An 11,138-nucleotide genomic window follows, 5' to 3' on the forward strand; every position below is an offset into this window, starting at 1 on the left:
GAGTCAATCCCTCCAGATAGTCCAAGCGTTGCTTTTTTAAATCCCATTTTGGAGAAGTAATCCCGAATGCCCAAAACCAGCGCGCTGTATATTTTCTCAATGCGGTTATCGTGATTCAGAGGTATGGGCGGCATTGCATCAAGTTCTTCTGTGTCTATGGTAAGGGAGTCGTTGGAAAAGGACTTCAGCTGATGAACAACTTCCCCAATGCTGTTTACCACCATTGAGGAGCCATCGAATACAAGATCGGTATTGGCTCCAACCTGATTTACGTAAATAACCGGAAGATTATAACGCTTAACATTATTCAAAAAAACTTCTTGCCTACGATGGCTTATATCGTAAGAGAAGGGCGAGGCAGCAATGTTAATAATGATGTCAGGACTTTGTGAAGAGAGTGCTTCCATGGGAGAGATGGGGTAGAGCCTAGACTTGCCAAAGCGCGTGGTTACCGGTTGGTCGTCCCATAAATCTTCGCAAATGGTTATAGCCAACTTCTGACCTTTATAGCTAGTAGTATGGAACTCTTTGCATGGTTCAAAGTAACGGTACTCATCGAATATGTCGTAGGTGGGAAGCAACCCTTTATGGTGGATATCGGTAATACGACCTTCGGAAAGAAAAAAGGCAGAATTGAAGAGCTGCTTGCCAGAGCCTGCTGGGTTAATGGTTGGCCCACCAACAATTGCTGCAATTGTTTTGCAATCCGCTGCAAGGGAATTAATGGCTTGGCGACATTGCTCCACAAAATCCTCTCGTTCCAGCAAATCTTGCGGTGGATAGCCGCAAATGCTCAGCTCAGAAAAAACGGCAAGGTCAACTTTATTTTTTTCGGCTTCGGCTAGCGCTTGCCTTATTTGTTGAAGATTACCGTCAATGTTGTTTATGGTGTAGTTAAGCTGGTAAAGAGCAATTCTCATGTAAAAAAGGAGATTAGAACATTATTCCAACGCGTATCGAAACGCAGCTGTTTACGGCGTTATATTGTGACGATTTGAGCACATCGATGATGCCGTTGGAGTAGGTTACACCAAGTTGGAGTGCAGCGCTGCCACCCAATGAGTACTCGGCCCCTGCACCAATTTGATAGCTTGCTGTAAAGAAGTTTACCTCATCCTTAACATTTTCGTCCGAAACGCCCGCCTTATCTATATCCACTCTGGATCTCACCAAAATATGACCTGTAAAGCCGATGTGAGCATAGTAGGTGAAGTAGCCAATTTCGTTGGTGCAGAACTTTAGCCCGATGGGAACATCCAAATACTGGAGTTTATACATAACACCAGTTCCAGCAGCCAAATGATATAAGGAATCAGCGGTTGAGATGGTTACTGGTTCTTTATAGGTAAGCTGACCACCCAAGCCACTCAGCGATACCCCACTCAGGAAGGCATATCGTTTGGCGAAATATTTCTCCATAACCATTCCAACGTTAAAGTTGGTGCGAACTCCATCGGAGTTGAGCTTATTGTTGTCGGTTTTTAACCAGGAGAACTGGGGATCTGCAAAAATCCCAAATCGGTATTCTTGGGCAAACGAGGCGAAGGAAATAGAAAGAAGCAGCACAATAAGGTATGTTCTTTTCATAGTAGTCCTTTTTTATTTGATCTTGTTTCTCAGTTCTTTAAAAATGCATGGACTTGCTACTATTTAATAGGCAAATTTGCATTTTCTTCCACAAAGGTAACCAAAATTGAAAAGCATATTTGTTATTTTGATTTTTTGATTGGGCTTTTATTAACGACGTTTAACAGAGGTATATTTGCAATACCCTTATCTTTGAAGGAAATTTTAGAATACTTAGCATATGCGTTTTAGTTTACTTTTGGTGCTTTTTGCCTTGGCGCTTGCGTCGTGTGGAAGTCGATCTTCTCGCAGGTCTATAGAGCCTACAGAGCAGGAGCACATCACTATTGAGCGATTCGATCAGGACTTCTTTGCAGTAAATACAGATAGTCTTGCCACCGCACTACCTGTTCTTGAAAAAAAATACGGCTCATTCGTTAGCCTTTATACCGAAGATATGGTTGGGCTAGGTTCTCCATACCAAATGCAGTTTGGAGCAATGATGAACAAGTTTGTTCACGATTTTGCCGTGAATAAGGCCTACGAGACGTGTCAGAAGGTGTATCCCAATTTGGACGAGCTTCAGAATAAACTTTCAGCAGCCTTCAGCCGTTACCACACCGTGTTTCCCAAGAAGGTCATTCCTCACGTGCTGACTTATATTTCGGGATTCAACCAGTCAATCACCCTAACCGATAGCGTGTTAGCCATTGGACTCGACAAATATCTAGGACGCGAAAATAAGGTTTATAAGGAGCTTGATTTTCCAAGGTATTTGGTTTATAACTTCACCCCCGAAAGGTTACCAGTTGATGCAATGCGTGGTTGGATAATGGGCGATTTTCCCTATCGCGATTCGGTCAACAACCTAGTTTCAAGAATGGTTTATGAGGGCAAAATTTTGTACCTTACAGCACAGATGCTCCCAAATATTCCAGATAGCACTCTTTTTGGCTATTCGCCTGAGCAGATGAAGTGGTGCAGCAATAACGAAAAGTGGATGTGGACCACCCTTATCGAGCGAAAACTTTTGTTCTCTACCGATCAGTTTATGGCAGCAAAGTTTGTGAGCGAGGCACCTTTTACCGTCGATTTCTCACACGAAGCTCCTGGCAGGGCTGCCGTATGGATTGGTTATAATATTGTGGAAAGCTATATGCAGCACAATAAAAATGTTTCACTTGCGCAGCTCATGGCCACTACCGACGAGCAACGTATCTTTCAGAATGCAAAATATCGACCACAATAGGTAGGTTGGATAGTTACCCGCGCTACCATCATTCATAAACTATACCTCACTATGAAGACGGATATTGAAATTGCTCAGGAGATTAAGATGAAACATATCTCGGAAATTGCCGACAGGCTGGGTGTTCCTGTAGATGAACTTGAACATTATGGTAAATTCAAAGCAAAGCTTCCGCTGCATCTGATAAATGAGGAGAAGGTACAAGCAGCTAAACTTGTGCTGGTGTCAGCAATTTCACCAACTCCAGCGGGAGAGGGAAAAACTACCGTTTCGATAGGATTGTCGCAGGGGCTTAACCGAATAGGCAAAAGAGCAACTGTTGTGCTACGCGAGCCGTCGCTTGGACCAGTGTTTGGCATTAAGGGGGGCGCCACAGGCGGTGGATATAGCCAAGTATTGCCCATGGAGGATATTAACCTTCATTTTACGGGTGACTTTGCTGCAATTGAAAAAGCCCATAACCTTCTTGCTGCCATCATCGATAACAACATTCAGAATAAAACAAACAACTTAGGCATCGATCCACGAACAGTGTCGTGGAAACGGGTGATGGACATGAACGACCGCTCATTGCGCAAGGTAATAGTAGGGTTGGGTGGAACCACCTCCGGCGTTCCTCGGGAGACAGGGTTCGATATTACAGCTGCCTCGGAGGTGATGGCCATCCTCTGCCTAGCCAGCGACTTGAATGATTTAAAAGAACGGTTAGGTAACATTTTCATTGGTTACACCTTCGATAAGAAGCCTATTTTTGCTCGCGACTTGAAGGTAAATGGAGCCATGGCCGCGTTGCTCAAGGATGCTATTAAGCCTAACCTAGTTCAGACCATCGAGGGTACTCCTGCAATTATTCATGGTGGACCATTTGCCAATATTGCTCAGGGAACCAATTCGGTAATTGCCACTAAAATGGGTCTCACGTTTTCAGAGTATGTGGTTACAGAAGCGGGGTTCGGCTTCGACTTAGGCGCAGAGAAATTTCTCGATATCAAGTGCCGCTATGCTGGCCTTTCGCCTCATGCGGTAGTGCTAGTTGCTACCATTAGGGCAATAAAATATCATGGAAAGAAGCCTCTTTCTGAACTTAAGGAACCCGATTTGGTTGCTCTTCAAGCTGGCATGGTTAACCTAGAGAAGCATATCGAAAATATGAAGTTGTTTAATGTTTGTCCCGTTGTGGCCATCAATCGGTTTTTAACCGACACTGAGGAGGAGATTGCCCTGGTATCGGATTTCTGCAAAAGCAAAGGTGCACAGGTAGCCGTGGCCGATGTGTGGGCAAAAGGAGGTGAAGGCGCTATCGACTTGGCCGAGAAGGTTGCACGAACAGCAGAACTATGTACCGGAAAGTTTTTGCCACTATACGATTGGGATTGGAGCATTGAAAGGAAAATTGAAACCATTGCTAAGAAAATATACGGTGCCGAAGCGGTGGACTATACTTCTAAGGCAAAATCGAGCCTAAAGAAGATTGTTGCCTTAGGTTTGGATAAGCTACCTGTGTGCATAGCAAAAACGCAAAAATCACTTTCCGATAATCCCGAATTGCTCGGTAGACCCAAAGATTTTGTGGTTACTGTTCGCGAGGTTGAAATTGCCTCAGGTGCTGGCTTTATTGTTCCCATTACCGGAGAAATTATGCGAATGCCAGGTTTGCCTGAAACCCCTGCTTCAGAGAGAATCGACATCGACAACAATGGCAACATTATTGGATTGTTCTAAAATCAAATTCTTCGATGAATAGGTACAGAAGAGTTGGGAATCACCCAGCTCTTTTGTTTTAGGCGGTTGCTGTAAGTTGTTTCGTTTTTGCAAAACGGGACACATTTCTTACCTTAGGTTCAAAATCTAACCACCACTAAACCATAATCCAATGCTGGAAGCTATCAAGACCGGAACCTCAATCTTAAATGAGTCAACAACTTTTATCGATCAACTTTTAAGTAAGATTGAAAAGTATAAGACTATTAAGCAGGATACTACCACTTTCCTCCGGGTGTTGTATTTGGAGGTAGTTGGAAACCTTGAGGTTCTTCAAACCATTAACTTTAGTGAGTTCGATTCGGTAACGGTTAACCATCCCAAGTTGCAGAGTTTGCTTCGGATGTTACATACCGATGTGGCGGAGGGAGTGTTCTATAAGGAGCAGGCTGCGCCAAACCTTCAGCTATACGAAAAGTTGCGTAAGCAGGGGCAAGTTAAAAACCGCAACCAATCGTTGCTGGCAATGGTGAATGGTGTGGAGAGGAATTCTGACAAACGCTTTATTTATGAGAACATTCTTCAGGCGATCTCATTCGTAGTGCTGAAGGTTGAATTGTTGAGAAAACTTAATAGTCTTAAGGACGAGGAACTTTCAATAGTAAGGTCAATGAAGGTGAAGGTAAGACTTATCAATATTAATCAGCGATTATTGATGATTAAGTCGGTAATGGATAAGATGGAGGAGATTAAGGAGATGGCTAGGTAAGTGGGAACCTGGGTAGGTTACTGAATTGTGGGACTTGTTTGGAGGAATAGATCAAAGTCGATGGTTATTTTATTTTCTACCTGAATGAGCCCAAGCATGGTGGTAGGTGGCTTAATTCCAAAATCGGACATGTGAAGTTCTGTAGAACCACAAACATGGTAATCTCCCACTTGATACTGGCATCCAGACAAGTCCAAGTTTATGTCCTTACTTACTTTATTGAGGGTTATGGTAACCTTAGACTTAAATTTGTTCCACTTACCCGATGTTGCTGTACTAGAGGTTTCAATTTGCTGCAATTCAATACGGATAGTGGGGTTGGTGTCAGCATTCAGGGTTCGATAAAAGTCCCGATTTAAAAGATTGTTTTTGCAGTCGAACGATTTGATTTTAAGGTTGATGGAGGCATTTGAAAATTGCAGAGAACGACCATTTTCATGGGAAACAATAATGGCGGATCCATCATTAAAGTTGGAAGAGGAGGTACATTCAAAGTTATTGACGTTGCTGCTTCCCGCAATAGTAAGCCTACTGGGCTCTACAATATGGTATTGAAGTCTTGCCTCAGTGGTGCTATTTATATTAAAAAGCCAAAATACCGCTGCTAGTATGTTAATGAACATTGGTGTGAAAAAATCCCCACAGAAGAGGAGGCTCCTGTGGGGAGTTATGAATTAATTAGAATGCTACTGCGGCTTCAAAAACAACGCCGTGGAATTGACCGTTTGAACGAATATCGGTAGTTGGGAAATCGTTGTAGTTCTGAACAACATACTCGCCCTTCATCATGATATTCTTCGTTAGGAACCAACCTGCACTTAATGCAGTCCTGTCAATTGAAATACTATTGGTGATACCAGCTAACTTTCCAAATGCCTTGTTATAACGGGCACCAACATAGAAGTTTTCGGCACTGCCAAAGCGATACACAACATCGCCAGCATATTGGCTAACAGTACGTTGTGAAGTTTCAGTTCTAACTCTTCCTGTTGCGGTCTCATAGGTACCAAAAAACTCTAAGCCATTATATTTCAAAAAGATATTACCCATGAAGGAGGTTACCTTGTCGGAAAATCCTGGGTCTAAACGGCCAGAAGCACGGGTTGCAGTGGTAACGTTGTTGTTTTCCATTACCAAGAAGTAGTGCGAACCTGCGCGGTCGCCGCTATAAAGGGTGTTGCTTGCTGAGCTAGCAGTGGTGTAAACTGAGCCCGAAACACGTAGCCGGAATTGGTCGGTTAGCTGCTTGTCATAACCGAGCTTGCCAATGAAGGATGGGCTTCTTTTAGCCTTATCGTCAGTGGCAGTTACCACTGGCCTGGTAACGTCACCCTTGATTTCACCACCAGTTACACCGAATACACCAAACATGCCATTGTTTCTTACCATAATGTCGCCACCAATTTCAGTGGTGAAAGCATCCATGATATAGCTCTCAATGAATGGGTTGTAGATGGTGTTGCCGTTGTCGCTACGGCGGAAGTGAGCATCACCGTAGTTAATCTCCATGTGACCAGCCCTAATGGTTGTGAACTTCATGATGTTGTCAATGAAGCCACTGTGAAGGAACGGAAGCTTGTCAAATTGGAGGTAACCACCCTTTACCCAAGTTTCGTTGTGGTGTCGGGAGGAGAGGTAGGAAACGAGATTTAACCTTACTCCATCTGCTAGCTGAACATCGAAGTTTAGGTTAGCCGTTGCGGTATTAAAACCATCACTAAGTGGAGTTAGTGCATTTAGGTCCACACCACCCACTACATTTGGCGTTGCGCTGTTGCTGTGCATTAAGCTCTGATATGACTGGCTGAAGTTACCTCCAACCCTAACTTTCATTCCTTCAAACTTGGCAGTATCCTGTTTTGTAGTTTCAAAAACATTGATGCCGGTTTGGTCATTGTTGCGCATATTGGCAATGTGTGGCTGCTGCGCAAAAAGTGAAAAGGAGGTGGCTGATAAAAATAGGCCAAATCCAACTTTTAAAAGAGCATTTTTCATAATAATACTTGGTTAGGTGTTAGCATTATGAGGCTATATTGCCTCGGTTATTAAACTTTTTTAAGAACTAGCGTATAGGTAACAACCACATCATCGCCCGTTTTTAGGGCACCAAACATGGCTGTAGGAGGAGCAAGTTTGAAGGAGGTCATTCTGATTTTCTGAGCTCCCTTAATTTGAATTTCTCCCGATGGCAATATTGTTGTATTCACCATCATGGTTACGGGAAGGGTGGTACCGCCAATGGTTAGTTTCCCAGTAATGGTTGCTGAAGTTTCTCCGCTAGTGGGTTGAACCTTGATTGGAGAGGTAAGCTGAAAGGTTATTTTGGGAAATTGCTCTGCCTTTAAGGCATCCCTGATTTTTCCATCCATAATGCTGCCCTCTGAACCATCAATAGCATTTGCATCAACAACTACAGTGGCGCTGCTAATGCCAGCAAATTTATTGCTGGTAACATCCATGCTGCTGTTAATTTGCATCTTAGTGACATCAGCCGTCCAGTCATGAAGGTTGGAGGTGCCGCTTATCACCACTTTAAAGCTTTTGAGATTGTAAGCAACCTGTCCAATGCCTTGTACGGAAAGTAGTGTAAGGCACGCTACAAATAGGAGCGCAAATTTTTTATTCATGTTCTTAAATTTAAAGTATATAAAATCTATAGACTATACCGATTGAGTCGCAAAATAGTTCGAATTTTATTTCATTTCCAACACTTTTTTGACAAAAGGAGTATGGTCAGGAGGTAAAACCAGCGTATGTTCTGCTAATTAATTAACACAACATTCACGTAATCAGTAATCTAGTAAGGATGAGGTAACGCTGATTATTTTTTCCCCCATAATTGACAAAAAAAGTTGACCAACGGAAAATATTTGCTTTTGTGAAATGGTCAGCATAAATGTTTTTACTATTAAATTTGATAAGGAGAAATGTTCAATTTAAATATTACGACTATGAATACTTCATGTCCTAAAACTGCTGACTGTAAACTTTTCAACAACAACCTGCTTAGCAAGCCAGAATATGCTGAAACTTACAGAAGCCTCTTTTGTAATGCAGGCGAAAAGAGATGGACTCAATGCAAGCGATTTATTGTTGCTGGCAAGTTTGGAAAATGCCCAGACTACGTATTGCCAAATTCGATTATGACCTTAGATGAGGTAGAAGCCAGAATGAAAAAGGAAAAGTTCATTTACTAAGTTTTTTTTTCTAATTTGTGGGAACGTTGCCATTCATCCCCCTTTGGGTGGGTTTGTATAGTAAATGCAATTTCTTCAAAATTTCGTTTGGACCTCTGTGAGCACATTTCAAATCAGTTTGCGGGGCACTAAGCAAACAAAATAAAATTGTTTTCCTTATGGAATCGAAGATTCCACAAAAGCATATTGTGCGGAGTTTAACTTGCGGTGTGGTTTGGATTTCCAAACCATTTTTTTGAGTGTAATTTCTGGTTGCCATAGGAATAGATTAATCAAATGTATTCGCAAAACTGAAAAAAAAGACGAACTTTGGCCCCCGTAAATAGTTAACTTTCTAATCATGAAGATAAATAAGAGTGGTGCCCGTTTGTCGGCCATAGTGAGCATAGGTGAGAAGTTGCGTCAGCTTAGCAAGGAGACTGGTAAACAGCACCTGCTCCTTAATAGAGGAGTTCCCTCGGTGGTAAACATCGATCTCAAGGAGGTTGTTAAAACCATCGATTTCAACAGCAGCGAGTTGCAAACCTATCCGCCAGCACAGGGCCGGTTGGATCTTCGTGCAGTCATCAACGAGGAGTTTTTTGCGGGCAAAAGCAATCCCAGCAAAATTTTCATTACAGGTGGAGGCATGAGCGCTCTTGACCTTGCTTTTCAAACCGTTGATGTTGAAAAAATTGTACTTCCAGTTTATTACTGGGGTGCCTATTTTCACATAATGACCATAAGGCATAAGCAGGTGGGTGAATATGCCAGCTTTGTTGAACTTGAAACGATGTTGCCGGAGTTAAAAAATAGCGCGGTGGTGATTGGTGATCCGGGTAATCCACTTGGAGAGAAGTATGACGATGAGAAACTTTTTACTCTGGTAAAAAAGCTCAACGATAATGGAACAATCGTGTTCTTCGATAGCCCATATCGAAGAATCTTCTTCGATGCCACCGATGATTTTTACCAACGACTTCTTCCACTTGAGAATGTAATTATTGTTGAAAGTTTCAGCAAGAGCGTTGGTTTAAGTGGTCAACGAATAGGTTTTTTACACTCCAACAACGAGGAGTTCAATGCAGAAGTAGCCGTGCGGTTAATGTATGCAACCAATGGAATTAATGCGTTCAGCCAAATATTGGTGCTCAAGCTGCTAAGCTCTGATTTAGGAAAAACGGCAGTAAAGGCCTTTAGGGAAGCTACAGTTACTGATATAAAAAAGAATGTTGAGTATCTCCGCAAGAAAGGTTTCTTGGCTGAAGACTTTTATAAGTCCAGCGTTCCGGAGGGAATCTTTGCCGTAGTAGATATGAGCGAGGAGGAGCTGCTTCGCTATTACATTGGTTCGGTGTCGCTTAGCTTCTTTACTAAATCACGTAAGGAGGAGGCTGCAAAATATGCTCGAATTTGTATTTCGGTACCCCACAAAGAATTGGTATCCTACTTCGATACCATTCCTGCCCGAAATTAATAGTGGCAGCAAGGGATAAAGCTCTGCTTGAGCCCTTTTGGGTCATGCAGGGTTTTTGTTTTTGGAGTTCTCAATTGCTAAAGTTTGGTGAACAAAAGGAAGGTTATGCTGTATATCATCACAAGTGTAGCAAGTGGTTACCCGCATTTTCCTAACTTGCGTCACTTAATTTTAAACAATTCCGAGGGAAAAACAATTAACAATTGTTTAGTGTTTGGGATATAATTGTGGGGGAATCATGTTAAAAAAAATTTCACTTACACTGCTAGCAGTGGCCATTGCTGGAGGGCTGGCAAGTTTAATGGTTGGCTTTGAAAATTGCGGGACAAGCCATTCTGGAAATACACACGCAATCAAAGCCTTTCAAGACATAAAGTTGGTTGGCTTACCCGACACGCTATACTTTGCTGGAGAACGGGTTCCTCTTGAAAATTTTGATACCCGCGAGAGCCTGGATAGGGAGATGCTCGTTAACTCATACTGGCATTCGCAAACCATTTACCTACTGAAACTATCTGGTAGATATTTTCCGGTAATTGAGCCCATTCTAAAAAAGGAGGGGATTCCTGACGATTTTAAGTATTTGGCACTAGCCGAGAGCGGCTTACAACAGCTGGTATCGCCTTTGAAGGCGGTGGGAATGTGGCAGCTACTGGAGTCTTCCGCGAAGGAGGAGGGGTTGGAGGTGACCCCAGAGGTGGACGAGCGTTACGATATTGAAAAAGCAACGTTGGCAGCCTGTTCCTATTTAAAAAAATCGAAGGATCTTTTGGGAAGCTGGACAATGGCCGCCGCTGCCTATAATTTTGGCAGGGCAGGAATGCTTAAGCAAATTGACAGACAGGGCACGCGCTACTACTACGATTTAACCCTAGGTGACGAGACTGGTAGATATGTATTTAGAATCTTGGCACTCAAACTTATCTTTGAGAACCCAACAGCCTATGGGTTTGCTATGGATAGCACAGATTTGTATCCACCATTGAGGTATACAGAGGTAAAAGTGGATACCAGCATTACACGCATTGCCGATTTTGCCACCAAGGAAGGGACCAACTACAAAATGTTGAAGTATTTCAACCCTTGGTTACGGGAGAGCTACTTGCCAAATCCGAAACATAAGACATATACTATCAAAATTCCGGTGAAGGGTTACCGCACCAATCCTTATATTAAACAGAATTAGGGGTATAATATTTT

11 protein-coding genes are annotated in these 11,138 nt (G+C 42.7%); 6 read left to right on the forward strand and 5 right to left on the reverse strand.

From position 1 onward, the window contains the following. On the reverse strand, window positions 1–920 hold a 920-nt coding region (locus VMW01_03320; GenBank protein HUW05270.1), incomplete at its 3' end, for a nitrilase-related carbon-nitrogen hydrolase. Window positions 921–933: 13 nt separating this feature from the next. Beyond that, entirely contained in the window at window positions 934–1,587 is a 654-nt protein-coding gene (locus VMW01_03325; protein HUW05271.1) for a porin family protein, read from the reverse strand. 220 nt (window positions 1,588–1,807) lie between these two features. On the opposite strand from VMW01_03325, the gene VMW01_03330 reads away from it, so the two are divergent. The 3 genes from VMW01_03330 (at window position 1,808) to VMW01_03340 (ending at window position 5,285) form a co-directional block, all read left to right on the forward strand. Next, window positions 1,808–2,815, forward strand: a complete 1,008-nt coding sequence (locus VMW01_03330) for a hypothetical protein (protein HUW05272.1) — start codon at window positions 1,808–1,810, stop codon at window positions 2,813–2,815. A gap of 51 nt (window positions 2,816–2,866) precedes the next feature. Further along, entirely contained in the window at window positions 2,867–4,537 is a 1,671-nt protein-coding gene (locus VMW01_03335; protein HUW05273.1) for a formate--tetrahydrofolate ligase, read from the forward strand. Between the two features lie 151 nt (window positions 4,538–4,688). Beyond that, window positions 4,689–5,285: a hypothetical protein gene (locus VMW01_03340; protein ID HUW05274.1), complete on the forward strand. Its 597-nt coding sequence runs from the start codon at window positions 4,689–4,691 to the stop codon at window positions 5,283–5,285. Between the two features lie 17 nt (window positions 5,286–5,302). Here the strand turns inward: VMW01_03340 and VMW01_03345 are convergent, their stop codons facing one another. The 3 genes from VMW01_03345 to VMW01_03355 are packed head-to-tail and all read right to left on the reverse strand — an operon-like array spanning window position 5,303 to window position 7,912. After that, a complete protein-coding gene (locus VMW01_03345; GenBank protein ID HUW05275.1) occupies window positions 5,303–5,908 on the reverse strand; it encodes a YceI family protein in 606 nt (201 codons plus the stop codon). Between the two features lie 55 nt (window positions 5,909–5,963). Further along, the gene (locus VMW01_03350; protein HUW05276.1) at window positions 5,964–7,280 is read right to left on the reverse strand and encodes a hypothetical protein; all 1,317 of its coding nucleotides are present in this window, start codon (window positions 7,278–7,280) and stop codon (window positions 5,964–5,966) included. 50 nt (window positions 7,281–7,330) lie between these two features. After that, complete coding sequence (locus VMW01_03355; GenBank protein ID HUW05277.1) at window positions 7,331–7,912, reverse strand: YceI family protein; 582 nt, start codon at window positions 7,910–7,912, stop codon at window positions 7,331–7,333. Window positions 7,913–8,236: 324 nt separating this feature from the next. Between VMW01_03355 and VMW01_03360 the strand changes: the two genes are divergently transcribed. The 3 genes from VMW01_03360 to VMW01_03370 all read left to right on the forward strand — a co-directional run bounded on the left by VMW01_03360 (window position 8,237) and on the right by VMW01_03370 (window position 11,124). After that, complete coding sequence (locus tag VMW01_03360; GenBank protein ID HUW05278.1) at window positions 8,237–8,482, forward strand: hypothetical protein; 246 nt, start codon at window positions 8,237–8,239, stop codon at window positions 8,480–8,482. 340 nt (window positions 8,483–8,822) lie between these two features. Next, window positions 8,823–9,938, forward strand: a complete 1,116-nt coding sequence (locus VMW01_03365; GenBank protein ID HUW05279.1) for a pyridoxal phosphate-dependent aminotransferase — start codon at window positions 8,823–8,825, stop codon at window positions 9,936–9,938. Window positions 9,939–10,176: 238 nt separating this feature from the next. Then, on the forward strand, window positions 10,177–11,124 hold the full coding sequence (locus VMW01_03370) for a lytic transglycosylase domain-containing protein (GenBank protein ID HUW05280.1): 948 nt from the start codon (window positions 10,177–10,179) through the stop codon (window positions 11,122–11,124). The last annotated feature ends 14 nt before the right edge of the window (window positions 11,125–11,138 follow it).

The organism is Williamwhitmania sp. (assembly GCA_035529935.1).
Classification (GTDB): Bacteria; Bacteroidota; Bacteroidia; order Bacteroidales; family Williamwhitmaniaceae; genus Williamwhitmania.